At 47.0% G+C, this 25,899-nt stretch carries 25 protein-coding genes; 17 read left to right on the top strand and 8 right to left on the bottom strand.

Annotated elements, in window-relative coordinates; genetic code table 11:
* Positions 1-26 precede the first annotated feature (26 nt).
* From BBEV_RS14285 to BBEV_RS14275, 3 genes are all read left to right on the top strand, one after another.
* Complete coding sequence (locus BBEV_RS14285; protein ID WP_069366075.1) at positions 27-797, top strand: YtvA family blue-light photoreceptor; 771 nt, start codon at positions 27-29, stop codon at positions 795-797.
* 93 nt (positions 798-890) lie between these two features.
* Positions 891-1,340, top strand: a complete 450-nt coding sequence (locus BBEV_RS14280) for a MarR family winged helix-turn-helix transcriptional regulator (protein WP_069366074.1) — start codon at positions 891-893, stop codon at positions 1,338-1,340.
* Positions 1,341-1,346: 6 nt separating this feature from the next.
* A complete protein-coding gene (locus BBEV_RS14275) occupies positions 1,347-2,771 on the top strand; it encodes an MATE family efflux transporter (RefSeq protein WP_069366073.1) in 1,425 nt (474 codons plus the stop codon).
* 41 nt (positions 2,772-2,812) lie between these two features.
* Here BBEV_RS14275 and BBEV_RS14270 read toward each other — a convergent pair whose 3' ends face one another.
* From BBEV_RS14270 to BBEV_RS14260, 3 genes are all read right to left on the bottom strand, one after another.
* Positions 2,813-3,445, bottom strand: a complete 633-nt coding sequence (locus BBEV_RS14270) for a class I SAM-dependent methyltransferase (RefSeq protein WP_069366072.1) — start codon at positions 3,443-3,445, stop codon at positions 2,813-2,815.
* A 13-nt stretch (positions 3,446-3,458) separates the two neighbouring features.
* Positions 3,459-3,884 (bottom strand): universal stress protein, encoded by a 426-nt coding sequence (locus BBEV_RS14265; RefSeq protein ID WP_069366071.1) that lies wholly within the window; start codon positions 3,882-3,884, stop codon positions 3,459-3,461.
* Positions 3,885-3,977: 93 nt separating this feature from the next.
* The gene (locus BBEV_RS14260; RefSeq protein WP_069366070.1) at positions 3,978-5,441 is read right to left on the bottom strand and encodes a SulP family inorganic anion transporter; all 1,464 of its coding nucleotides are present in this window, start codon (positions 5,439-5,441) and stop codon (positions 3,978-3,980) included.
* Between the two features lie 258 nt (positions 5,442-5,699).
* On the opposite strand from BBEV_RS14260, the gene BBEV_RS14255 reads away from it, so the two are divergent.
* The 6 genes from BBEV_RS14255 to crcB all read left to right on the top strand — a co-directional run bounded on the left by BBEV_RS14255 (position 5,700) and on the right by crcB (position 9,994).
* Positions 5,700-6,116 carry a hypothetical protein gene (locus BBEV_RS14255; protein WP_069366069.1) on the top strand — a complete coding sequence of 139 codons (417 nt, stop codon included), beginning with the start codon at positions 5,700-5,702 and terminating at the stop codon, positions 6,114-6,116.
* 176 nt (positions 6,117-6,292) lie between these two features.
* A complete protein-coding gene (locus BBEV_RS14250) occupies positions 6,293-6,493 on the top strand; it encodes a cold shock domain-containing protein (RefSeq protein WP_198155014.1) in 201 nt (66 codons plus the stop codon).
* An 85-nt stretch (positions 6,494-6,578) separates the two neighbouring features.
* On the top strand, positions 6,579-7,571 hold the full coding sequence (locus tag BBEV_RS14245; RefSeq protein WP_069366068.1) for a LacI family DNA-binding transcriptional regulator: 993 nt from the start codon (positions 6,579-6,581) through the stop codon (positions 7,569-7,571).
* Positions 7,572-7,689: 118 nt separating this feature from the next.
* A complete protein-coding gene (locus BBEV_RS14240) occupies positions 7,690-9,102 on the top strand; it encodes a sucrose-specific PTS transporter subunit IIBC (RefSeq protein WP_069366067.1) in 1,413 nt (470 codons plus the stop codon).
* 110 nt (positions 9,103-9,212) lie between these two features.
* Positions 9,213-9,614 (top strand): fluoride efflux transporter FluC, encoded by a 402-nt coding sequence (locus BBEV_RS14235; RefSeq protein WP_084007413.1) that lies wholly within the window; start codon positions 9,213-9,215, stop codon positions 9,612-9,614.
* Positions 9,611-9,994: a fluoride efflux transporter CrcB gene (gene crcB / locus BBEV_RS14230; protein WP_069366066.1), complete on the top strand. Its 384-nt coding sequence runs from the start codon at positions 9,611-9,613 to the stop codon at positions 9,992-9,994. The genes BBEV_RS14235 and crcB overlap by 4 nt, the downstream gene beginning before the upstream one ends.
* A gap of 50 nt (positions 9,995-10,044) precedes the next feature.
* Here the strand turns inward: crcB and BBEV_RS14225 are convergent, their stop codons facing one another.
* Both BBEV_RS14225 and BBEV_RS14220 read right to left on the bottom strand, forming a co-directional pair.
* The gene (locus BBEV_RS14225; protein ID WP_069366065.1) at positions 10,045-11,904 is read right to left on the bottom strand and encodes a BCCT family transporter; all 1,860 of its coding nucleotides are present in this window, start codon (positions 11,902-11,904) and stop codon (positions 10,045-10,047) included.
* 132 nt (positions 11,905-12,036) lie between these two features.
* Entirely contained in the window at positions 12,037-12,891 is an 855-nt protein-coding gene (locus BBEV_RS14220; protein WP_069366064.1) for a DUF2628 domain-containing protein, read from the bottom strand.
* Positions 12,892-12,984: 93 nt separating this feature from the next.
* Here BBEV_RS14220 and BBEV_RS14215 point away from each other — a divergent pair, with 93 nt between their 5' ends.
* Together BBEV_RS14215 and BBEV_RS14205 are read left to right on the top strand one after the other, a co-directional pair.
* Positions 12,985-13,587, top strand: coding sequence for a hypothetical protein (locus BBEV_RS14215; RefSeq protein ID WP_069366063.1), 603 nt, complete (start codon positions 12,985-12,987; stop codon positions 13,585-13,587).
* A gap of 291 nt (positions 13,588-13,878) precedes the next feature.
* Positions 13,879-15,912, top strand: a complete 2,034-nt coding sequence (locus tag BBEV_RS14205; RefSeq protein ID WP_069366061.1) for a sensor domain-containing protein — start codon at positions 13,879-13,881, stop codon at positions 15,910-15,912.
* Between the two features lie 23 nt (positions 15,913-15,935).
* Here the strand turns inward: BBEV_RS14205 and BBEV_RS14200 are convergent, their stop codons facing one another.
* Both BBEV_RS14200 and BBEV_RS14195 read right to left on the bottom strand, forming a co-directional pair.
* On the bottom strand, positions 15,936-16,496 hold the full coding sequence (locus BBEV_RS14200) for a flavin reductase family protein (protein ID WP_069366060.1): 561 nt from the start codon (positions 16,494-16,496) through the stop codon (positions 15,936-15,938).
* A 105-nt stretch (positions 16,497-16,601) separates the two neighbouring features.
* The gene (locus BBEV_RS14195; RefSeq protein WP_069366059.1) at positions 16,602-17,285 is read right to left on the bottom strand and encodes a GerMN domain-containing protein; all 684 of its coding nucleotides are present in this window, start codon (positions 17,283-17,285) and stop codon (positions 16,602-16,604) included.
* 300 nt (positions 17,286-17,585) lie between these two features.
* On the opposite strand from BBEV_RS14195, the gene sigX reads away from it, so the two are divergent.
* From sigX to BBEV_RS14180, 3 genes are all read left to right on the top strand, one after another.
* Positions 17,586-18,128, top strand: a complete 543-nt coding sequence (gene sigX / locus BBEV_RS14190; RefSeq protein WP_069366058.1) for an RNA polymerase sigma factor SigX — start codon at positions 17,586-17,588, stop codon at positions 18,126-18,128.
* A complete protein-coding gene (locus BBEV_RS14185) occupies positions 18,125-19,339 on the top strand; it encodes a hypothetical protein (RefSeq protein WP_069366057.1) in 1,215 nt (404 codons plus the stop codon). Before sigX ends, BBEV_RS14185 begins: the two co-directional genes overlap by 4 nt.
* A gap of 179 nt (positions 19,340-19,518) precedes the next feature.
* Positions 19,519-20,196 (top strand): hypothetical protein, encoded by a 678-nt coding sequence (locus BBEV_RS14180; protein ID WP_069366056.1) that lies wholly within the window; start codon positions 19,519-19,521, stop codon positions 20,194-20,196.
* Between the two features lie 118 nt (positions 20,197-20,314).
* On the opposite strand, the gene BBEV_RS14175 is transcribed toward BBEV_RS14180, so the two are convergent.
* Positions 20,315-21,724, bottom strand: coding sequence for a sigma-54 interaction domain-containing protein (locus BBEV_RS14175; protein WP_069366055.1), 1,410 nt, complete (start codon positions 21,722-21,724; stop codon positions 20,315-20,317).
* A 238-nt stretch (positions 21,725-21,962) separates the two neighbouring features.
* Here BBEV_RS14175 and pruA point away from each other — a divergent pair, with 238 nt between their 5' ends.
* The 3 genes from pruA to BBEV_RS14160 all read left to right on the top strand — a co-directional run bounded on the left by pruA (position 21,963) and on the right by BBEV_RS14160 (position 25,825).
* Positions 21,963-23,513, top strand: coding sequence for an L-glutamate gamma-semialdehyde dehydrogenase (pruA, locus tag BBEV_RS14170; protein WP_069366054.1), 1,551 nt, complete (start codon positions 21,963-21,965; stop codon positions 23,511-23,513).
* A gap of 84 nt (positions 23,514-23,597) precedes the next feature.
* The gene (locus BBEV_RS14165) at positions 23,598-24,797 is read left to right on the top strand and encodes an ornithine--oxo-acid transaminase (protein ID WP_069366053.1); all 1,200 of its coding nucleotides are present in this window, start codon (positions 23,598-23,600) and stop codon (positions 24,795-24,797) included.
* 110 nt (positions 24,798-24,907) lie between these two features.
* The gene (locus tag BBEV_RS14160) at positions 24,908-25,825 is read left to right on the top strand and encodes a proline dehydrogenase family protein (protein WP_069366767.1); all 918 of its coding nucleotides are present in this window, start codon (positions 24,908-24,910) and stop codon (positions 25,823-25,825) included.
* Positions 25,826-25,899 lie beyond the last annotated feature (74 nt).

Below are 25,899 nucleotides of genomic sequence, written 5' to 3'. Positions count from 1 at the left end.
CATGCGCATTAGTGGGGGGGAAATCAATGAATAAACTGCAGGAATTGAAAAATAAAGTTCTTGAAAAAACACAGCTGGTCTTCATCATCAGTGATCCGGATCTGCCGGACAATCCCATCATTTATGCCAATAAAGGTTTCAGCGAGCTGACAGGCTATCACTACGATGAAGTCATTGGCTACAATTGCCGTTTTCTCCAAGGAGACGATACTTCTGAAGAGACGGTGAATGTTCTAAGAGGTGCCATCCGCAAATTAGAACCAGTCTCTGTTGAAATACTGAACTACAAGAAAAATGGTGAGCCCTTCTGGAATTTACTGCATATTGATCCAATCTATCTTGAGGAAGAAGATAAATATTATTTTGTCGGGATTCAAAAAGATATCACGGAAATAAAGCAGGCAGAGCAGAAGATCGCTACTTACCATAAGGAAATTGAAAGGTTATCCACGCCGATCGTTCCGATCAAAGAAGGCATCTCTGTCCTCCCATTGATTGGCAGTATTGATGAGGAACGCTTGAATGCGATTATTGAGCGCATTCTGCCGGTTCTTGAAGCGGATGAAGTGGAAGTGCTGATTCTTGATTTATCCGGATTTGCCAATCTTGATCAGGAAGCAACGATTGGCATCTTCCAATTAAATGATCTGATGAAATTAAAAGGCGTTGAACTGATTCTGACAGGGATCACACCGAAAATTGCAATGCGCACCAGGGGTCTTGGCATGGACTTGTCCGGACTGAAGACGTTTGCCTCCGTTAAGCAGGCGATCGAACAACTGGAGAAAAGGGACTGATTCATAAACCACTTGCCGAAAAGGCAGGTGGTTTTTTACTTGCGGTCTGAATCAATCAGGTGTAAACTGATAAAAGCTTAGGAGGCTAATATTATGAGTGACGAAATAAATCACCTGTTGGGTTATCAGCTATCCTTGACGGCCCATTTGCTGCAAAATGAGCACAACCGCCGTCTGTCCGAGCTTGACATGACCGGCGCCCAGTCAAAAGCAATCTATTTGTTGAAGAGGTTCGGCAGGCAGTCTCAAACTGCGCTGCAGGAACGAATGTATATTAAAGGTTCGACGATGAACGGGATCATTGACTCATTGGATAAGAAAGCCCTCATTGAGAAATCTGACTCCGCATCAGACAGACGGGTGAAAGAAATCAGCCTGACTGAATCCGGAATTCATATGGAAGAACAGATCTGGGGAGCCATCAAAGAACTTGAGGAAAAATTGACATCGGGGCTGACTGATCAAGAAAAAGAAAAAATGCTGGAAATGCTGCACACCATTCAGGAGAATGTGTCTGATGGTCATGCGATTGAAAGGAAGTAAGCGGGTATGGATCAAAAAGAACAAAGCAGGAAACTGGGTGAGGAACCCATTGGTAAACTCCTGTTAAGAATGTCGATTCCGGCGATTATCGGGATGCTCGTGATGTCCCTTTATAATATTGTGGATACGATTTTTATATCCTATTTTGTCGGCGTGGAAGGTGTGGCAGGGGTCACATTCGCTTTCCCGCTGATGATTATCATGATGGCCGTGGCCGCAACCCTGGGAATCGGTGGTTCGTCACTGATTTCAAGACGGCTCGGGGAAGGCCGGGAGAAAGAAGCAAATCTTGTCTTCGGAAATATTTTAACGATCGTACTGATCACCGGGGTGCTGGGTGTCATCGCGGCCTTTACGGTACTTGAGCCGACTTTACGACTCTTCGGTGCCACTGACGGGATCATGGGCTATGCGACGGAATACATATTCCCGATTACACTGGCGACGGTACTCTTCACGTTTGGTTTCAGTACCAATGCGATTATCCGCTCGGAAGGTAATGCCCGGTTTGCCATGATTACGATGATTATTCCGTCCGTTTTAAACATACTCCTGGATCCGGTATTCATTGTATGGCTGGACATGGGGGTTCAGGGGGCGGCCGTTGCAACGGTGATCTCACAGGCCGTCACAGCGATTGTGACGCTGGGTTACTTTCTTCGCGGACACAGTTCACTCGTGATATCCAAAGCATTTATGACATTGCAGTTCAGGGTGGTAAAAGAGATATTCGTTATCGGGATGCCTGCGTTTGCCCGGCAGGTATCTGCAAGCGTCATGATGGTGGCCATCAACGCGATGCTGATCCGCTACGGAGGGGAATTTTACGTTGGCGTATTCGGCATCGTCCAGCGTGTGTCGATGTTCGCACTGATGCCGATGATGGGGATATTGCAAGGGATGCAGCCGTTAATCGGTTACAATTACGGTGCGAAACAGATGGCGCGCTTCAGAGAGACGATTCGTCTCGGGCTGAAAGTGGTCACGATTTTTTCTGCAGGTGTCTTTGTCGTCATGATGATCATGCCGGAGTTATTAATGCGTATCTTCTCTCAGGATCCGGCGGTCATTTCTGCCGGCAGTGAAGGGATGCGGATCGTTTTTGCCATGGCCGTATTGATTGGTGCACAGGTCGTCAGTGGCGGGATTTATCAGGCGATCGGGCATGCCCGTCCGGCGCTGATTCTCTCCCTTGCCCGTCAGGTGCTGTTTCTGATTCCGCTTGTTTTAATCCTTCCGCCTTATATTGGTGTGCTGGGTGTCTGGCTTGCTTTCCCTCTTGCAGATATCCTTGCCTTCAGCCTGTCAGGCTATCTTCTGTATCGGGACCGGAAGCTGTTCTTTTACGGTGACCCGCCTGAAAAACCGGAGGACGGTTCAATGACGCCTTTTGAAGAACAAGAAGCTGGGAAAAGCCTGCAAAATTCATAGAAGAAACCCCGGATCGATTTATCTGATCCGGGGTTCTTTGACTATACCGTTTTTTGAATGACGACAACGGCGATAGGATAGTGAACACCTTCACGTTTCTCACGCTCAAGTGCCACGCTGTTCTGGTAATAGATCATGGTTGATTTAACGCCGGAAGCAGGATCATTCACCAGTTCTGTGAGTTCCTTTTCCGTTAATTCGTAGTAATGAAAAGGTGAACGTGATGACACGCCTCGTCCTCGGCCGAAGGGCGTGGACATCACCAGATACCCGCCCGGATTCAAGAGGCTCATTAACTGTTTGAAAAATGCTCTGTCGTCGGGGACATGTTCGATCGTCTCAAAGGAAAGAATACTGTCGAACGTACCAAGCTGATCGATTAAATCAGGTGACGTGCCGTCTGCAACTTTAAAGGTCATTAACGGATGATAATACTCTTTATGGGCGAAGTGGATGATTTCTTCATCCACATCCACACCGATGATCTCAGTGATTTCTTTTTTTCGTGCTTTGGCAATTTTAGCGGTGCCGTAACCGCTGCCGCAGGCCAGATCAAGAACCCGGCCCCGGACGTAGGGTTTGGCAAAATCATAGCGGGCCAGATGTTCCAGTAAGAGTCCGTTGGATGGTTTCATATAAGCCGGGATAATTCGTTCACCGGTGTCTTTGACCATCGGCTTTCACTCCTTATTTCACCATCATGACGGGTGCTTTGACATATTTCATGACTTTGTGGCTGACGCTTCCGAGTACCATGGTCTGAACCGAGCTCAGACCGCGACTGCCAAGTACAAGGACATCCGGATGCACATCATTGACATGTTTAATGATGGACTCGGCTACATTACTGCTTGCTGTGATCATTTCAATGGAAACGGGAATGTTTTCCGCCTCGATCATATTCACGATCGGCTCCAGTTCTTTCAGGCGTTTTCGGGTAGCGGAGTCTGAATCGCCGTGATGGAGGACGTCGGTCTTTGACGTACTTCCGGAGACGACGTGGAGCAGCTCGATCGCTGGACTTTCCGAGATTCTTGCCAGTTCGAGGGCTTTTTTTGCGGCACGGACTGAATGGTCAGATCCATCTGCTGCGAGAATAATTTTTGAAAACATATGGTAACCTCCTGGTTTTGTCTTAGTCTACTTTCTGTTTACACATGAGAAATCCCTGCTTCTCAGAATAAGAGCAGGGATTAAGTCGTCGATTTAATGTCCGGATGCTTTACTTAATCCGTTAATCCGATCGTAGAGCTGTGAGCTCTCTCTATCCATTCCCGTATAGTGAACCGGAATGTTCCGCTGTTCAAATTTGCTTTCGATTTTATCAAAGGCACCAACAGCTGAGTCATCCCATAGATGAGACTGGCTGACGTCAAATGTAACACTGTCCACGTCTTCATTGAAATCCACTTTCTCGAGGAAATCTGTGACGGATGCGAAGAACAGCTGTCCATTTACATGATACGTAACGGAACGGTTTTTGTCACTGTAAATTTTATCAACGTGAACCTTGGAGACTTTCCAGGCAAAGAAGATCGCACTCATCAATACCCCGGCAAGAACACCGATGGATAAATCGTGGGTGATCACTACGGTTCCGACAACCGTAACCATGACAGTGGCATCGGTTCTCGGGATTTTATGAATATTGATCAAAGAGCTCCAGTCGAATGTACCGATGGATACCATGATCATGACACCGGCAAGAGCAGCCATTGGAATTTGAATGACCAAAGGACCGAGTACAATAATCATGAACATCAGTGTCACACCGGCCACGAGAGACGACAACCTCCCACGCCCACCGGATTTGACATTGATCACGGACTGACCGATCATGGCACAGCCCGCCATACCGCCGAAACAGCCTGTTACCATATTGGCAACGCCCTGACCACGTGATTCTTTATTCTTATCGCTTTCCGTATCTGTCATATCATCGACGATAGAAGCAGTAAGGAGCGATTCAAGAATACCGACTACGGCAAGAGCCAATGAATAAGGAAGAATGATCATAAATGTTTCAAAGGTAACGGGAATACCAGGAAGTGCAAAGATCGGTAAGGTTGAAGACAAAGAACCCATGTCTCCAACAGTTCGGACACCCATATTCATGATGATGGCAATAGCGGTAACGACAATAATTGCTACCAGGGTCGACGGAACGGCCGTCGTAAAACGTGGCAGAATGTAAATGATCGCAAGGGTTAACGCCACCAATGAATACATAATCCATGTCTCGCCGACAAAGTGCTGCAGCTGAGACGTGAAAATCAGGATCGCCAACGCATTGACGAATCCGATCATGACCGATCGCGGTACAAACTTCATGATGCTCGACAGTTTAAATACACCGAATAAAAATTGTATGATACCGGTAAGAATGGTCGCAGCGAGCAGGTACTCAAGCCCGTGGTCGGACACGAGGGTGATCATCAGAAGTGCCATGGCACCTGTGGCACCGGAAATCATGCCCGGACGGCCACCGATAAAAGCAATGACAAGAGCAATGGAAAATGACGCATATAATCCGACCATCGGATCGACGCCTGCAATGATGGAAAAGGCAATGGCTTCAGGTATGAGTGCCAGTGCAACAACAATCCCTGCCAATACGTCACCGCGGACGTTCGAGAACCAGGATTGTTTAACTTGTTGAATCGTATTCAATTGTGAACACCTCTTTTATATTATTTATCTGTGGATATCCCCGCAGGACATCCGTCCGATTACAACATGATGAAGCATAACAGAGAAATGAAAATCCTCAAAATCCAATGTAAGCGAAAGTCATAACAGAATAACGACTATTACCTTTCTTTTGCTCGTAAATACTTACCTGTTCACAAAAACGCCTAATATTTTTCGGTAGTATTTTTTCTGAGAAAATATGGTATAATAACCGTGGAAAAAAGGGGGAAGATTGTAATGAAAATGTTGATGCTGTTCATGTTAATCTTTACAGCGGGTTGCCAGCCGCCAACGAATGAAGAAGGGATTCACCTGGAAATCGAAGCCCAATATACGAGCGGGACACTTTATATCACACCGGTTATTGTTCACGACGGTTCGGATGAAGTCACGGTGGAATTAACGGATTCAGATATCAGAATTGTGGATGTGACGCGTGGTGAACAAACCGTTTATGAAAGTTCGGCTCAATCCAGTCAGGGAGAACCATTTGCTTTGGTTGAAGGGGAACAATACGAAGGTTCATTGGTCCGATTTACTGCTGATGAAGGCGAGTATGAAGTTCGTGCTGAAGCAGAGCTGACATTAAATGATGGCGAACTGATGGAGGAGTTGTCTTTGCAAAGGGAAGTGACTCTGCAGGTCGAACAATAGGAAAACCTGTAAAATTGAAAAGCATTTTCGATTCAAAGCTTGAATCATTGGGATTTATATGGTATATTAACGGGGTAATTGAATTCGGAAAACACTTCTCGGCCTCAATAGAAACATTGCAAGGCATGAAAGGTTTTTACGTGATTCAAAGATTTTGTTACAAGGAGGCCGATGTCATGATGACAGGCACAGTAAAATGGTTTAACGCAGAAAAAGGATTTGGATTTATCGAACGCGAAGATGGTGACGATGTATTCGTACACTTCTCAGCGATTCAAGCTGAAGGATTCAAGACGCTTGATGAAGGTCAGACTGTTGAATTCGAAATCGTCGAAGGAAACCGTGGACCACAGGCAGCAAACGTCGTAAAGCAGTAAATTCATTAAATCATTCAAAACCTGCTGTCACAGACAGCAGGTTTTTTTCAGGTCAGTTGAATGTAAGTAAGAGGAGTGGATTGAAGTGGTCACGATTAATGACGTTGCCAGACTGTCGGGCGTTTCAAGAACGACGGTGTCGAGAGTCCTTAATAAAAATGGCTATGTGAGTGAGGCGGTGCAAGCCAAGGTCCTCCGGGTCATCGAAGAAACGGGCTATGTCCCAAGTGAACAGGCAAAATCCATGCGAACAAAAAAGACCAACGTCATCGGTGTGATTCTGCCGAGACTCAGCTCAGAAACAGTGAGCCGTGTTGTGGAAGGGATTGACCATCAGTTATCCACTCACGGGTATCAAATCCTTTTATCCAATACGAATCTCGATGCGTCCAAAGAAGCCGAACATATCCGGCTGCTGGAAAGCCGGAGAGTGGATGGAATCATTTTGTTTGGCACGGTTCAAAACGATGAGGTCATCCGGGCGATTCAGGAAGCGAGAGTTCCAGTCGTCGTGCTTGGTCAGGATCTTACACCTGTCGCATCTTCTGTCGTCTATGATGACTATCAGGCTGCCCGAAGTGTCATGGATGCCATCATTCAGGCAGGTCATCGTCACGTAGGCTTTATCGGAGTGGAAGAAGCGGATATCGCCGTTGGATTTGAACGAAAACGTGGCTATCTCGATGGCATGGAAGTACACGGTTTGCCGGTTAATGAACGGTGGATTCAAACTGCAGATTTCACAAGTTCATCAGGAAAAACCGGATTCAGTGAATTAATGAAAGCAGATCAGAAACCGACTGCTGTTTTTGCTGTGACAGATCGTTTAGCTATCGGAGCGATGCAAGAGGCGAGAGAACGGGGCATGGAGATTCCTGATGACGTGGCTTTTATCAGTATCGGGGCAACAGAAGTGGCAAACTATGTGACACCGATGTTGTCCACGGTGGATTATGAATACGAAAATGCGGGTATACGTATTGCAACCTTGATGCTTGAGGAAATCAATAAACCAGTGAAAAAAACGAAAAAAATCGTGATGAAGTATGGACTTCTCTTGCGGGATAGTCTACAATAAAAGTGTGGAATCGATTACACACGAATTCCTCTTTTATTTTAATCTATATGGAATCGATTCCATTGGTTGTTCACATGGTCTCATCAGGGAATTTTAAGAAGTGAAAGGAGAGCTAAGCATGGCTGAAGAGAACAAGCAGATTGCCGAACAGCTGATTGAAGCGGTTGGTGGTTTGGAAAACATTGAATCCGTAGCACATTGTGCGACGCGGTTACGAATCATGGTGACAGACAAAGAAAAGATTGACCAGGGGAAAGTGGAGGAACTGGATAAGGTCAAAGGGGCATTTTACAATGCCGGACAGTTTCAGGTTATTTTCGGTACAGGCACTGTTAATAAAATTCATACAGAAATCATCGGACTGGGTGCACCAGAATCGTCAAGTTCCGAACAGAAAAAAGATGCCGCTCAAAAAGGAAATAAAATCCAGAGACTGCTGCGGACGTTTGGGGACATTTTTGTTCCGATCATCCCGGTACTCGTTGCAACTGGTCTCTTTATGGGTCTTCGCGGGCTCTTGACCCAGGAAGAAATTCTGGCGATTTTCGGAATGACGCCTGCGGACATCTCGGAAAATTTCCTTCTCTACACCCAGGTGTTAACGGACACCGCATTTGCCTTTTTACCTGCACTGATTGCATGGTCGGCGTTCAGGGTATTCGGGGGCAGTCCGGTCATCGGTATTGTCCTTGGTCTGATGCTTGTCAACCCGGCATTGCCGAATGCGTATGCAGTAGGTTCCGGAGATGCAGATCCATTGTATATTCTCGGTTTCATCCCGGTCATTGGTTATCAGGGTTCCGTCCTGCCGGCCTTTATCGCGGGTTTCCTGGGTGCCAAGCTGGAAAAGTGGCTGCGTGAACGTATACCGGAAGCACTTGACCTGATTTTAACCCCATTCTTAACACTTCTGATTATGATCACGGCAGCACTGTTTGTTCTAGGTCCAATATTCAGCATTGTTGAAACGGGTATTATGGCCGCAATGAATGTTGTGCTGGAATTGCCGTTTGGTCTGAGTGGTCTGATTATCGGTGGGCTTCATCAGGTGATTGTCATCACGGGTGTTCACCACATCTTTAACCTGTTTGAAATCCAACTCCTCGCGGATGATGGGTTTAATCCGTTTAACGCATTGATTACAGCAGGTATTGCAGCACAAGGTGGTGCGGCACTGGCCGTCGCTGTGAAGACGAAATCGAAAAAGCTGAAAGCATTGGCTTTCCCGTCCTCGATCTCTGCATTTCTCGGGATTACAGAGCCGGCGATCTTCGGTGTTAACCTCCGTTACATTAAACCATTTGTGATGGGTCTTGCCGGAGGTGCAGCAGGTGGTTTCTTCGCAGCACTCTTTAATCTTCAAGGAAACGGAATGGCTGTTACTGTCATACCGGGTATGCTCTTGTATATCTACGATTTCCTGCCGTTCGTGCTGTATATCCTGACGAATGTGATTGCACTGAGTGTCGCTTTCGTACTCACCTGGATGTTCGGTTTCAACGACAAAATGCTTGATGAAGTAAATCAGTAAATAACAATAAACGGTATCTCCTCATTGCAGGAGATGCCGTTTTTTTCGGAAAAGCGGTGTGATAAAGTATAGAAGAATCAGAATTTGTGGCAGGTAAGGGAGGAACAGTCATGTCCAGCAATACGTTGAAACTGACCCTGGCGGTTTTTGCCGGCGGGTTTTTGGGCACGATCTTGCGCTTTTTGATCAACCAGTTCACGGCAGGAACCATGTTTCCGGCGGGGACAGTCGTCGAAAACATAACCGGAAGCTTCCTGCTGGGTCTTGTTACGGGATGGATTATCATTCGTCACGTCAGTCCGGTTTTGAAGGAAGGGATTGGAGCCGGATTTTGCGGAGGATACACGACGATGTCCACGTTTATGGGTGATGTCGGTCTGTTAAGTGTGACGTCGGAAAGTGCTGTCCTGATGATAGCAACTTATGTATTGATTTCCTTGAGTGGCGGTATGGCTGCGGCGTGGTTTGGGATTCATCTCGGGCAAAAAGCCGCCGGAGGTGAGGGGAAATGAGTATTACAGCGCTATTTGTCACAGCACTGGGAGGCGGCCTGGGTGCCGTCGCCCGCTTTCACCTGGGTGTACTGATCAAACGTCAGATTTCGCAGGAAGGTTTACCAAATGCGATGCTGATCGTAAATGTGCTCGGTTCTTTTGGACTCGGTCTCATGATGGGGCTGCTTTTTGACGGTGTCGTCGCTTCGGACAGCGTGCCGCTTGTTTTCTATTTCGGCGGAACGGGCTTTTGGGGCGCGTTCACGACCTATTCCACATTCAGCGTGGAAGCAATACAGCTGATCAAAAAGAAAGCGTTTGGACCAGCCTGTCTCTATGTGATCTTGAGCATTGCGGGATCGTTCGTGGCATTTTTGCTCGGTGTCTTTTTGTTCTGACCTGAAAAAAGCCTTGCTGATTTCTCCGAAGAGATCAGCAAGGCTTTTCCTTATTTCTTTTGATTGTCAGAATCGTCATCAGGTGACTCGAGTTCACCGTTTAATTGTTCACTGAGGTCATCCCGGAGATCTTCATAAATTTTCTCTTTGAACTCCTCGTAGACTTCTTCTTTGATGTCTTCGTAAACCTCTTCTTTGACCTGTTCATAGACTTCATCTTTGACTTTATCATAAGCCTCGCCTTTGAAGTCTTCATAGGCTTCTTCTTTCATCTGATCAAATACTTCCTCTTTCATTTCGTCGTAGGCTTCTTCACGGAATTCGTCGTAGAAATCATCTTTCAAACCGCCATATACGGCATCTTTGACCCGCTTGGTCTGTTTGCGTTGGGTTTTGATTTTGTCCTTCTTCATGTCCTGCGTCATCATGATCAGGAGACTGAAGATCATGACAACCATGATCATGGCAAAAGGAAGCGCCGCAACAATGGAAGCGGTCTGTAAGCCTTCCAGTCCACCGCTGATTAACAGGACACTGGCTGTACCCGCAATCAGGAAGCCCCAGATGATTTTAATGGAGAGCTTTGGACTCAGGCTGCCCTGGGATGTCATGGCGCCGAGTACGTAGGAAGCGGAGTCTGCGGACGTAATGAAGAAAATCAGAATTAAAATCACGGCAATCACACTCGTGATGAGAGACAGAGGCAGTTCGCCAAGCATAGCGAAAAGAGCCAGTTCCACATCACCCATTACGAGATTACCGATTTCATCATTTCCGCCCAAAATCATGCTCAATCCGGTCCCGCCGAACGTGGTGAACCAGAGAGCCCCTAACAGTGAAGGCACAATCAGAACACCGGCTACGAACTCACGAATCGTTCTGCCGCGAGAAATGCGGGCGATAAAAATCCCCATGAACGGCGCCCAGGAAATATGCCAGGCCCAAAAGAAAATGGTATTATTACCGAGCCATTCACCGTCTCCGAAAGGATTCAGATCAAAACTCATCTGAACGACGTTGGACATATAATTCCCCATCACTGATACGAAGTTCTGTGCAATAAAGAGTGTCGGTCCGACGATGATCACAAAGAACAGCAGTGTACCTGCGATAATCAGGTTGGTTGTACTGAGGATCTTGATCCCTTTATCGACGCCGGTTGCTGCGGAGAAAATAAACAGAACCGTGACGATGGCAATGATAATAAAGTTGACTGTTGCATTATTTGGAATCCAGTCAACGAGGTAGGATAATCCTCCTGTAATCTGTAAGGCGCTGAGCCCGAAGGTGGTCGCAACCCCCGTTGCAGTAGCCAATACGGCAAGCACATCGATGGCTTTACCGAATGGCCCATGAGCCTTGTCGCCGAGAATCGGCTGAAAGGCAGAACTGATCAATGCCGGCTGATCTTTTCGAAATTGAACGTAAGCAAGTGTGAGAGCAACCAGGGAAAAAATGGCCCATGGGTGAAGTGCCCAGTGAAAGACCCCGTATCGGAGCCCGGCTTCTGCCCGGACGGCATCACTTTGACCTATGTAATCCGGATGTGGATCGAAGTAATATAAAATCGGTTCAGCCACACCCCAGAAGACGAACCCGACCCCGATTCCGGCAGCGAATAACATTCCAAGCCAGGAGATGAAACGAAATTCAGGTTTTTCGTCAGGTTTCCCGAGCTTGAGTTTCCCGAAAGGGCTCACGGCGAGAAATAATACAAAACCGATGAAAAATGCGGTGACAAGCATGTAAAACCAGCCAAAATTATCCAGCGTGAAGGCCAGTGCTTCAGCAGAGACGTTGGCGAGGTTCGCAGGGAAAAAAGCTCCCCAAAGGACAAAGAGCGCTACCAGTGGTGCTGAGATGTAAAAGACGATATTGGGATTTTTCGTTTCGTAGGAATACTTATCCATGAATTGTGTCTATCCGTTCGTTCCGGATAGCCCCCTTTCATTCGATTATGTCACTGGAAGAATGACGGAAATTTGTGTAGCATTCCTCATAATAACTAAATAATACCCTGCTGTCTAGAGACCGAAACAACACTACCGCAGGGAAATCGTAAAGGATTCGGTTGCGGTTTGCTCTTCATCAAGGTAGATGGCCAGGTGGTAAGTGCCAGTATCTGTCAGGGGATCCTCCGAATCAAGGAGATCAAGAGTAACCGTATCTGATGAAAAGATGTTGAAAGTCCGGTCCCGGATCATTTCCTTTTCACCATCGTCCAATTCCCGTTCGAGTAAGAGGCGGAAATCACGATCACCCACAGGCTGATCATGGATGAACAACAAATTAATGCGTGCTTCATATTTTATGAAATGGGGTCTCTCTTCCACGTCTAGTTGACCGGCTGGTACCCGGCTGTTGTCGGAAAATACATAGACGCCGGGATCGAGTGATGGATTAAATGTCCATTGCTCAGCCATTGCATAGATCGGACTGAATAAAAGCAGGCTCAATATCCCTGTCAGAATACCGCTTTTCAAAGAGGCACCCGAACGGTAGAATAGTGGGGAGACATTGTGTTTTTGACTCAGCAACTGGATGCGCTTGTAGTAGAGCGCATTGCCTTTCAGTCCAAAAAAGGCGTTAGCGGACCAGAATCCGATCACACCCGCGAACCAGGGGACAAGGCTTGGGTTATGTTCAAGACCCAGGCAGCTGAGGATAAATGGGATAAAAGATACGATCACGGCAACGGTCAGTTGCATCAGAAAATAAAGCATCAGCCAGTCGTACAGATGACGGTAACTGAGCCAGAACGGCGTCAATAACAATGCGCCCCAGTTCAAACCGCTGTAACGCTCCGGATTTTTATGCTTTTGCCATTGCTCTAAATAATACGAGTGATTGTTATCTATCAAGGGAATATACCCGGTGTTTACGTCTTCCTGATTCATCACGACCGTCCTCCAATCAAACAATAGCTATATTTTATCATGTTAAACAATGAATATCATCGAATCCGCCAAGATACTGAGGGGGAATACTTCATGCAAAAACTAATTCTTGGCTGCCTGCTTATGGCGGTGCTGCTGAGTGGTTGCGGAAATGAGGGGAAAGAAGAAGAAAGTGATCAATTTCCTCACAATCTCGTCCACGAAGACTTTTCATACACATCCTTTGACTACCCTGCCGATTGGGAAGTGACAGCGGTCTCTTCCAATGTCAGGCTTTCATACCGGGACGAAGACAATCCAGAGGATAATGAATACGCAAGCGTACCTTACCGTTACACCTTTTCATTCGGTGAACGGGCACCGGAGAATGATATAACGGAAGAAGACCTTGAGGATTACAATGAAGAAAATGCCCTCAATGAAGAGTCGATGAGGCAGAACTACTACCATACATCGTTTGAGAATTACGGGCAGCTCGACATCAGTAAAAATGGTTTCCTGCGCTTATTGACTGATTACGAAAACACGGAACACTGGGAAGTATCCGGAGAAGAGGTTCTGGTGCTGCGAGATGAAAATCAGTGGATCGCCAACTGGTTTTCAGAACGGAATTACTATGATCTTCTGGTCACGAATGAAGCGATGATCGGAAGTGAACAGGAATTTGAAGGATTATTGGAAATGATGATTCAGTAATGCATCGTCCAATGGAGTCCGCGTATGTATCATGCGCGGGCATTTAAAAATTCTCATAAAATGACATTTTCAAGAGGGATGAAGTATAAGTGCATCAAAGGCTTGTCGTCACTTGGCAACAAACCTGATTTTTTGCAGCCAATTCAGCAACTCTGCCAGATGGAGTTAGTACTTCAGCAGCATGGTAAAACTTCAAATGAAGGAAATTTTAAGGAGGTGGCCTATCAATATCACGTGGAATAGAATATAATATCAGTTACATACGACATAGTTAAAAAGGTCTGATGCAAAATGACAGAGCATATCAATGTTAAAATGGCACTCGACGCACATCCTGATCATGCAGCGGTCATCGATGATGCGGGCTATATCACCATGACGAATCTCGCCTGGGCAAGGTTCAGCCAGGAGAATCAGGGAGACCCGGCCTATACAGATGTGGGTGTGAACTACCTGACTGTGCTGAATCAGGGAAATGCCCTGCGGGAATATGAAGGCATTGTGGGTGTTCTGAACGGTGACATTCCGCAATATACCAATAAATATCCTTGCCATGCACCGGATATGGAGCGCTGGTTTTTAATGACGGTTACGCCTCTTCAAGATGAAACGGGTATCGTCCGTGCTTTGATCATCCACCGTAACATAACCGAGAGCGAATGGATGAAAAATCAAACGGTGAATATTCTCGAAAGTATGACGGATGCCTTTTTCACCCTTGATTACGAATGGCGATTTACGTATGTCAATCAGGAAGCGGGTCGCCTCCTTGAACGCAACCGGGAAGATCTGATCGGTGAACACATCTGGGAGGAGTTTCCCCTCCTGCGTAATAGTGGGATGCAGGAATCTTCGGAAAAGGCTGTTCAGTCGAAGATGGCACAGAGCATTGAAGACTATGTTCCTGCATTGGATAAATGGTTTGAAGTGCATGCGTATCCGAGAGATCAGGGCGGTTTGGCTGTTTTTTTCAAAGATGTGACAAGTCGTAAGCAGGCAGACCGGATTCTTTGGGAAATGGCGAATTTTGATACGTTGACCGGACTGTCAAACCGGCGTTATCTGTACGAGCAGTTAAACAAAAAAATCGAACAGAACGAGTCTTTAGCAGTTTTATTTCTCGATTTGAATACCTTCAAGGATATCAATGATGCCTTTGGCCATGATTCCGGGGACGAGGTTCTGTTAGAAACCGCCCGACGCCTTCAGGAAATGGAACAGAAGATCGGCGGGCTGGCGGCAAGGCTTGGCGGTGATGAATTTGTTTTTGTTGTGAGTGAGACTGGTCAAGCAGCGATCAGCCGAATTGCAGAGCAATTGCTGAAACAGGTGCGCCAGCCGATTGCCATTGATGGGGAGTCCCACTTCTCGGTTACGGCGAGTATTGGCATCGCCAAATACCCTGAAGCAGCTGCGAATGTCAATGAATTGATGTCTGCGGCCGACACGGCGATGTATGAAGCAAAAAAAGCCCCTCTTGCAGAAGGGACCTATCAATTTTATGAAATGGAAATGCGTGAAGCAGTAAAGCGGAGAATCGCCATGAGTGATGATCTGTTCAAAGCGCTGGATGACGGACAATTTTATTTCGTCTTTCAGCCGCAACTGAATCTTGTAACCGGGTTTGTCGAAGGGGTGGAAGTGCTGTCACGCTGGGAGCATCCGGAACTCGGTATGATTCCCCCTCCGGAGTTCATTGCTCTCGCAGAAGAAACGGGGAAAATTCAGCCATTGACGGAACGGATGATAACCGAGGTTCTTGAAAAAGTTGGTATATGGCGTGAAAAATGGAGCTTTAACGGTTCAGTGGCATTTAATGTCTCCGGTTCATTGATTGAGTCCCGGACATTCGGGTCCTTTTTGAAAGCTGTCATGGAAGATTATCAGGTCCTTCCGGGTCAGATTGAACTGGAGATTACCGAGTCGACATCGCTCGCCAACTCTGATACGTTATTTAAGCATCTCGACTATTTTCGTTCTTCAGGCATTTCGATTGCCATCGACGACTTTGGAACAGGGTTCTCAAAATTGGATCACCTGAGCACGCTCCCGGTGGATCGGATTAAAATCGATAAATCCTTTATCAGCCAAATCGGCAGTGGTTCCAAAGGGGAAGCTATCCTTTATGCACTGATTCATCTCGTGGACAGCCTGGAATTGGATATTGTCGCAGAAGGGGTGGAGACCTTGGAACAGGCACGTGTTCTTCTTGAAAAAGGATGTACCCATGTGCAAGGCTTTTATTACGCAAGACCTGAAACAGAAGAATGGATAGTACCCTATATTCAGGAACAAAATAATACAGGCGCTCACCGTTCACGGTAAGCGCCTGTATTTTTGGTGCAGCATCAGTCAAGGTCAACGATCTTTCTCGTGGTGGTTTTGTCCTGAATCAGATAATGGGATCTGCCGAGATACAGCGGCAACTGCAGTTTATGAAAGTCCGGGAAGCCCGTGTCTTTTTCAAAGCGGTCACTGTCCTGATAAAAAGTGACAATGTCACCTGCAATCCAGTCATGATCACCGTATGCATGCATCCCGCATACGCTGCATTCATAGGCTACGTAAGCATCATCAAGAACTGGCGATTCGGTTTTCTCCCCCGGTGTCCAGCGCGCGTCGAGGCTCGAGAATTTGTCGCCGTCTCGTCCGGATGATTTACCGGCCCCCTCGATCAGGTGGGCAGACTCCGCCGGGACAAAATTAATCACGAAAGACTGGCTGTCCTTAACGAGTTGATGCGTATGACGTTCCTGGGCAATCGCTACTCCGTAAATCGGTGGGTCATAGGACATGTAGGAATGCCAGCCGGCAGCCATCATGTTGACCGTATCCCCGTGTTTGACTGTTACTACGGCCACGAGTCCCGGGTAACAGTGCATGATCGTTTTATCCGTTTTTGAAATCAATGTGTATCCTCCCCTTCCCATCGCTCATTATAGCGAAAATTCTGACGGGATGCACGAATATTTTCAGTGAAAAACCACCCCGCGAGCGGAGTGGCTGGTGATGTTTTATTCATAAATGTCATAGTCTTCAGGATTTCCTGCCTGGACAGGGTCCTGAAGATCCATGTGCCCCAGGAAGTAATCGGTGACTTCCCCGTCAATGAGTATGGCTGTTTCATGATATCCAAACTGTTCGAACATCATGGCAATGTGTTCTGTCAGCATCAGTTCGCCGCTTGTGCCAAGGTTGGCATCATTAATTTCAGGTGAGAATGAAATGGTCGCCGTCCCATGATCGAAGCTGATGGACTGAACGCTTACATCCTCCGGAACCAGGAGGTACAAGTCATCAGCTGGTGGACCTTCGAGCCAAAGGTCAAAGGCATCCATTGCCCCGTCCTCATCCAAAGTCACTTCTTCTTCCACAATGACCCGGTAACTTTCAAGGAGCTGATCGTCTGAGAAATACAATGACACACTGCTCAACGTCTCCACTGCTTCCTCGTTGGCCTCCTGGTCCTCATTGTTGTTCTCATTTTGATTAGCCTGATTGTTTTCGTTGACGTTATGCTCGTTTGCATTGTTCTCGTTGTCTTCCTCATGATTATTCGCTTCATTGACATCCAGGTTCTCATTGTTGCCGTTATTGACAGAAGACCCGGTAACCTCCTCGTCGGTGTTGCCTTCTCCGCAGGCACTTAACAGAAAAACGGCACTGGCAGTCAGGATGATGCTTTTCATTTTTTTCATCATGTATGCTCCTCTCGTATGGTTATGTATTTGTGTTAGCTGACTCACTGTGTTTGTCGTTACCGGTTTAGAAAAGTTACAAGAAGATTTCTTTAGAAGGTGAGTTCTGCTAAACTATACAGGAATTCTGTATCCAGAGAAAGGAAGACATACAATGAAAAATTGGCAATGGGGAATCATTTTGCTGGTGGTTGGATTCGTGATTGGCGGATTGATCTGGGCCCGGGCATTTATGACGATGTAAGATGTAACTCTTTGATGAAATCAGCGTCAAACTAAACAGGTAAGGGAGGTAATCGTGTGAGGGAGGAATTTGACCGGCTATACGAACAGTACCACCACCAGCTGTTTCAATATTTATTCTACCTTGTCCGGCACCGCGAAACCGCAGAAGAGCTTGTTCAGGAAGTCTATATCAAAGTCCTCAATTCCTTCTCAACATTTGAAGGAAAAAGTACTGAGAAGACCTGGCTTTACTCTGTTGCCAAGCATGTGGCAATTGATCATATCCGCAAGCAATCCCGAAAAAAACGGCGTGCGGAAGGAAAAGAATATGAGTTCAGCGAGCGGGAATTTGAAATTGAAGACCGGGATCCCCTGCCAGACGAAATTGTCGTACAGAAAGAAGAAGTGCAGGAAGTGTACAAGATGCTCGAAAAATGCACGGAGGACCAGCAACAGGTGATGATCCTGAGGTTCGTTCAATCCTTATCCATTGCCGAAGCCGCAGAGGTTCTCGGCTGGACGGAGAGTAAGGTGAAAACGACCCAACACCGCGCCATCAAAGCACTGAAGGGTCATCTTCAACAGCAGGATCCAAATGAAAAGGAGGTGCATCAATGACTGATAAACGATGGACAGAAGAGGACATTGAAAAAACGCTGTCGGATATGCCTGCATTAAAAGATAAACAATCGAAAGAATCGATCATGCAGGCCATCGAGGAAAAAAATGAGGGCGCAATGCTTCTTCGCTCAGATAAAAAGAAAAAACCCCCATGGGCAATGCCTGTCGCAGCTGCAGCCGCGGCGCTCTTTCTGGTCGCACTATTGCTTCCTTCCATGTTAAACGGCGGGGTGCCGATGTCAGGGGATAACGATGCCGATCAGAATAACATGGCAGCAACAAGCGACGATGTATCCGACGATAGAGAGAATGTGCCGCAGAATGACCAGGCGGATGACGGCGAAGAGAGCCGGGAAGCGGATCTTGAAGACAATCACGAAAACGGGTCTGTGGAATTGGAATCAGACAACAATTCGGAGTCACAAGAAACGCCCGACATCCGATATCCGGTTTTATCCACGGAGGTAATTGATCAGGATGGCGATTTTGTCGTAGGCATTCAACCTGGTTTCAGCGAGACAGTCGAAACCATCGATGAGGCAGTGTTGACGACCTTGCAGCAGAATGATCCGACGAGTAACGGTGGATTCAGCGCGCTGTCTGCGGTCGAAATCGAAGGTAGCGAGGCAGCGTTGTTTTTCGAAGAAGAGTCCCTCGCCGGACTGACTTCTGCTGAACACCAGATCCTGACCCGCTGGTTTGACGAAATATTTACGTTATACGGGATTACAAACGTCCGTTTCAGTACCCCTGAGAGAGAAAGTATTCAGTTCGGTCAGGTCGGAGAGATTGAAGAGATGGACATCGAGAACGATCACGGCGGCTACTATCTGAATGAATCTGACGGGGGACCATTGATCGTCCGTGCCCAGGTGACGGATGAGGAACGTTCAGAGGAGACTGATGATCCGGCATCTTTGAATGCGATTCTCGGTGGCATGACGGAAACAACCGAAGAGGCAGACTGGTATTTCTCTGCGAGTGAATTCGGCATTGAGTTGACAGGGATTGATATCTCAGAAGATGAAGTGATCTTGATGTATACGGTTGATCCGGAAGTGACACCCGAAGAAATCGAACAATTTTATCAGGTGTACCGCTTTGCAGTGACCACGTTTGAAGTGGAGGAGCTGACCTTTTTGGAAGAAGAGACCGAAGGTGAACGGATCTACCGTTATGAGAACAACCGGATCGTAGATGCAGAATAGGCGTTGAATGATTGCACGAAAGCAGCCGGACTTGATGTCCCAGGGCTGCTTTTTTGTGTTGATGAGAGAAATAATTTACAATTAACGACCTTATAACATATTTTTTTACATTATTAAGGGGTAATTCTATGTTATACAGGAAAGAGGAAAAATATTAATCTTGTAAAGGGTGTTGTCAGATGAAACGAAGTTTGAAAATGTACAGTGCAGTTGCCGCACTGCCGTTATTGGTCATGGCATGTGGACCGGAAGAAGAAACCAATCAAATGAATGAGGAAGAAAATCATGATGCTGAAAATGTGAATGCAAATGACAATGGTGAGGGCAGTGCCGATGAGGTCGATGATCTGGCTGAAGAATACGGAATTTCCGTAACCGTGAATGAAGAGGCGAGTGGTGATGCGGAAACGGCTTCCCTGGACGAACTCGAAGAGGTCTTCAATCTGATCGCTGCGGCACAGGAAACGGAGCTGCTTCAGTTTCAGGACTCACCTGATGAAGGAGAAGCTGAACAATCCGGTGAAGCAACAGGTGCCTATGCGATTCCGGGAGCTGAAACGAAAACACTGGAGATAGATTTTGCTTATGAACTTGACGGGGATCTTGAAGATGAAACACGACTGCCAACCTTTGCGGACGTAAGTGATACGCATGCTGAAATTGCAGAAGCCGGAATTCTCTCTTGGGAACAGTCATCAGTGGATACTGAAATGGCTGGAGCCGGAACGATTGCGGAATTCTCCTCTGAAGGGGAATGGCTCCTTATGGCAGAATACGATGGTGTTGAGGTCGAGGCGGCAGAGCCGGATCAGTGGCTTGCAGAATTCTCCTCGAGTGTACTGGCAGGAATTGAATAGAAAAATCGATCATATGATCGTTTTCTGGTTGGAAAAATAAGCGTCCGGGCAGCCGTTTGCGAGCAGGGTTATTCTGCAGACAACAGCTGGTCCGGACTTTTTACGATTCAGAAAGTTTTTACTGAGATAAATGATATTTTTTCATCCGGTATTGCAGGCTCTGGCGCTGGATCCCCAGTGACTTTGCTGCTTGGCTCACATTCCCTGAGGCCTGGTGCAACGCTTTTTCAAGATAGGCTTTTTCGATGGTTTCCATGTATTCCTGAAGTGGCTGATCAGGAAGGGAAGCAGGGAGTGAAGACGGTTCTTCATAAGCGCCGTTGTCCTGTGACAGTGAAAACTTATGTTTCATGTGCAAAGGAAGATGCTGATAAGCAATGGGTTCGTCATCATAGATCAGGTTCATGGCACCCTCGATCACATGCTCGAGCTCCCGGACATTCCCCGGCCAGTCGTATGTGTTAAACAATGCCAGTACATCATCCGTCACCTTGGGGACGTTCATTTGAAAAAGCCGGTTATATTTCCGGATAAAATGGGCAATGAGTATAATAAGGTCATCTTTTCTGTAGCGAAGTGGCGGAATCATGATGGAAACAACGCTCAGGCGGTAGTAGAGATCTTCGCGAAGTTGATTGGTTTCGAGCGCGCGGACGGGATCTTCATTCATCGTGGCAATAATCCGCACATCGACCTGACGGTTTTTTGTATCGCCGATCCGGCGGATGGATTTTTCCTGAATGGCCCGAAGCAGTTTTGCCTGTAAAGAAGCACTTAATGAGTTGATTTCATCCAGCATCAGTGTACCCAAATGTGCCTGTTCGAACAGGCCCGGGTGGTCGGTTGCACCGGTGAAGGCGCCTTTGACAGAGCCGAAGAGAATACCCTCGATCAGTGTATCCGGCAATGCAGCGCAGTTTTGACTGATAAAGGGCTTGGATGCCCGAGTGCTGCCGTTGTGAATGCTTTGTGCGAACAGTTCCTTACCGGTCCCGGTTTCTCCGTAGATCAGTACCGATGAAGCAGTTCGCGTGGCTCTGCGTGCGTTTTCGACCACATCGATGATCGGTTTACTTTCACCGATGATCTGGTCGAAGGTGAACCTTGCTTCATTGGCGCCGCGACTGGTTTCTCTTGAAAGGCGTTCGAGTTTTGTGATATCGCGTGCAATTTCAACAGCGCCGATTTTTTCACCGTCCACGGTCAGTGGAAAGGTATTGTTGACGGTGGTGATTTCCTGGCCTTTGAAATTGAAATAAACCTGTTTGGCATCTTTGTGGAGCTTATCTTTATACAAGGCTTGAAGCAGGCGGCTTTCCTCTTCCGACTCGAACAGAAAGATGTCCATGATTTTTTTGTTCAACACTTCCTCTGGATTCATGTCCTCCATTTCTGACATTTTCCGATTGTAAATGATTGAACGCCCTTCAGCGTTGACCATGTGTATGCCGATGTCCAGGTAATCCAGCAGCTTTCGGTACATGGATGAAATGAACGGCGTGTTGTGAGAATCTTTATATGATGGCATTCGTCTTTTACCTCCAAGCGATGTCAAATGATCTTCTCTCAGTGTAGTTAAAAACGGCTCGCGGTGCAATCATTCTTTGCATAATGGTGCAAAATGATTTTTCTCCGCAAAGAGAATTTTCAGTTTTCAGAATTGTAAGTGCTTTCTTTCGGGTTTTTCGGGTTGGCATGGATCTTGCATTGTGTATTAGTTGTCGAACATTTTTAAATATAAACGATTAAAAGGAGTGGATTTCAAAATGGTAGTACCTTACAGACATGAACCATTTACAGATTTTACGGTGGAGGAAAACCGGAAAGAGTATCAAGAAGCACTTGACTATGTGAAAACACAGCTCGGCAAGGAATATCCACTGATTATCAACGGCGAAAAAGTCTTCACGGACAAGAAATCAACTTCAGAAAATCCTGCAAATCATAAAGAAGTCGTCGGTTACGTTTCCCAGTGCACACAGGAGCTCTCCGAAAAAGCCATGCAGGCAGCGGACGAAGCGTTTAATTCCTGGAAAAAATGGGATCCGGCAGCGCGAGCCAATATCATTTTCCGGGCCTCAGCGATGATCCGTCGCAGAAAGCATGAATTCTCCGCATGGTTGACGTATGAAGCTGGAAAGCCTTGGAAAGAAGCGGATGCGGATACTGCTGAAGCGATTGACTTCCTGGAATACTACGCACGTCAGATCCTTCGCCTTAAAGACGGTATCCCGATTAATTCCCGTGATGGCGAGAATAACCAGTTTAACTATATCCCGTTGGGTGTCGGCATTACCATTTCACCTTGGAACTTTGCCTTTGCAATTATGGCAGGGACCACAGTCGGACCGATGGTAGCAGGAAACACAGTGCTGTTGAAGCCGGCGCGCACCACACCGGTCATCGCGTATAAATTCATGGAAGTTCTGCTGGAAGCAGGTCTGCCTGAAGGTGTTGTCAACTACATCCCAGGCTCCAGCCGTGAGATCGGTGACTACCTTGTGGATCATCCGCGCACACGTTTCATAAACTTTACCGGATCGAAAGCAGTTGGTCTTCGCATTGCTGAACGGGCTTCAAAAGTTCATGAAGGCCAGATCTGGATGAAGCGAATGATTTCTGAGATGGGTGGTAAGGACACGATTATTGTGGATAACGATGCGGATCTTGAGTTGGCAGCAGAAGCGATCACTTATTCGGCATTTGGATTCTCGGGCCAGAAATGTTCCGCATGCTCTCGTGTGATCGTTCATAAAGACGTCTATGACACGGTTGTCGACAAAGTCGTTGAACGAACAAAGAAGCTGACGGTAGGTCCGACATTCCACGATAACTCCAAATTTATGGGACCTGTGAATGATCAGGATGCGTTTGACAAGATATTAGACTATGTTGAGATCGGTAAAAAAGAAGGCAAACTCATGACCGGTGGAACCGGCGACAATTCGGAAGGGTATTTCATCCAGCCAACTGTATTTGCGGATGTAGACTCAAAATCCCGCATCATGCAGGAAGAAATTTTCGGACCGGTTGTCGGGTTTGATAAAGCAGAAAACTTTGATGAAATGATCGAAAAAGCCAATAACACTGAATATGGACTGACAGGTGCGGTAATCTCCAATAACCGTGCGCATCTGGAACAGGCAAGAGAAGATTTCCATGTCGGAAACCTCTACTTCAACCGCGGTTGTACGGCGGCCATTGTAGGCTACCATCCGTTTGGCGGATTCAATATGTCAGGAACGGATTCAAAAGCCGGCGGACCGGATTATCTGCTGCACTTCCTGCAGCCAAAAACTGTTTCAGACATGTTTTAATCCATTGTTCAACCAGACTTCCCGGGGGACGTACCTTCGGGAAGTCCTCTCTAAAATTTCATTTTTCAAACCGGAGGTGGCTATATGACAACGACAACAACGAACAACATTATTGAAGTCACAGAAAAGTATGGTGCCAGGAACTATAACCCGCTGCCGATTGTCATCGCAAAAGCAGAAGGCGTCTGGGTGGAAGATCCGGAAGGCAACCGATACATCGATATGCTCAGCGCCTACTCTGCAATGAATCAGGGACACCGTCATCCGAAGATTATACAGGCACTGAAAGATCAGGCGGACCGGATCACCTTGACATCCAGAGCGTTTCATAATGATCAGCTGGGAGCCTTTTATGAACGGGTATCCAAGCTGACAAATAAAGCGATGGTCCTGCCGATGAATACCGGCGCGGAAGCCGTTGAAACTGCTGTGAAAGCGGTTCGCCGCTGGGCCTATCGTGTAAAAGAAGTTCCGGATAACCAGGCAGAGATCATTGTCTGTGAAGAAAACTTTCACGGCCGGACGATGACCGCCGTGTCGCTCTCCTCCAATGACGCTTATAAAAAAGATTTCGGTCCGATGCTGCCAGGTATTAAAGTCATTCCTTACGGAGATATTCAGGCATTAAAAGAAGCGATCACACCAAACACGGCAGCGTTCATGTTCGAACCGATCCAGGGCGAAGCCGGTATCAACATTCCGCCGGAAGGCTTCTTGAAAGAAGCATATGATCTGTGCAAACAGGAAAATGTTCTATACGTGGCGGATGAAATTCAATGCGGCCTTGCCCGTTCAGGTAAAACATTTGCCTGCGATTGGGAGAACGTGGAACCGGATCTTTATATTCTCGGAAAAGCACTCGGGGGCGGAGTGATGCCGATCTCCTGTGTGGCGGCGAACGAAGAAATTCTCGGAGTCTTTGAACCGGGTTCCCACGGGTCCACTTTTGGAGGAAATCCCCTCTCCTGCGCTGTTTCTGTGGCATCACTTGATGTTTTGGAAGATGAACAGCTTGCCGAAAGATCACTCAGATTGGGTTCTTTCTTCAAGGAAGAACTTGAAAGCATCGACAACCCAAAGATCCTTGAAGTGCGAGGAAGAGGGCTTTTTATCGGGTTGGAACTGACCGAAGCTGCACGGCCTTACTGTGAACAGTTAAAAGAAAAAGGTCTATTGTGTAAGGAAACGCAGCAGAATGTAATCCGTTTTGCACCACCGCTCGTCATTTCCGAGAACGACCTGAAATGGGCGATCGGTCAGATTAAGGACGTTTTAAAAGCGTAATTTCAGATGCAAATTGTGCATGTTGTGGTCGGGTGCTGTTTTATGTACCCTCCCGCAGCAGTACCTGACTGAAAGCGATGTTGAGGCTTTGTTTGAATCAGAGAGAGGGGTTGGAGTCGATGATTACCAGAAATCTGTTTTTGTTTTTGTCCCAGAATAAATTCGTCAAAGGAAAAGCGAGGAAATGGGGACCAAAGCTTGGTGCGAACAACCTCATTGCGGGTGAAACCATTGATGATGCAATGGAAACCGTGCGTGAACTGAATGCCCAAGGGCTGTCCGGAACCGTGGATCACCTTGGAGAGTTTGTCTATACGAAGGAAGAGGCTGAAGAGTCGGCCAACTATTGCATACGCACCCTTGATGCCATTGCCGAAAGCGGTGTGGACTGTAACCTGTCTTTGAAGCTGACCTCCCTGGGTCTTGATGTGGACCGCAATCTTTGCCGGGATAACATGCTGGCCATTCTCGAACGTGCCGATCAGCTTGGCGGTATTTTTGTCCGCATTGATATGGAAGACTATTCTCATCTGGACGCCACATTGGAACTGCTGCATGAACTTCGTCAAAGCTATACGGCTGTTGGCACGGCGGTTCAATCATACCTGTACAGAGCTGAGAAGGACGTGGAACGGCTGAAGGGGACGAATATCCGCTTGATTAAAGGCGCGTATAAGGAGTCGCCGGAAGTTGCCTATCAGAAGCAGGAAGATGTGGATGCCAACTATATAAAAATTATTAAGCGCCACATGGAGAACGGCAGCTATGCAGCTGTTGCGACACATGACCACAACGTGATCGCAGAAATCAAGAAATTCGCAGAAGAAAACAATATCCCAAGAGACCAGTTTGAATTCCAGATGCTGTATGGTTTTCGAACGGACATGCAAAAAGAAATTGTTGAAGAAGGGTATAAAATGCGGATCTATATCCCATTTGGCGAGGACTGGTACGGCTATTACATGAGACGGATGGCTGAACGCCCGCAGAATATCGTGTTCGGAGTCCGTGGTCTGTTGTCTAAATGATCGGTGTTTGAACGATAGAGATGCCAGGCGCAGAACGGGGAGGTCAGAGACTCGCCGGATTTGCGCCTGTTTTC

The organism is Salisediminibacterium beveridgei (assembly GCF_001721685.1).
Lineage (GTDB): Bacteria > Bacillota > Bacilli > Bacillales > Salisediminibacteriaceae > Salisediminibacterium > Salisediminibacterium beveridgei.
Note: the sequence above shows the minus strand (reverse complement) of the source record. Positions and strands in the feature narration are given on the sequence as shown.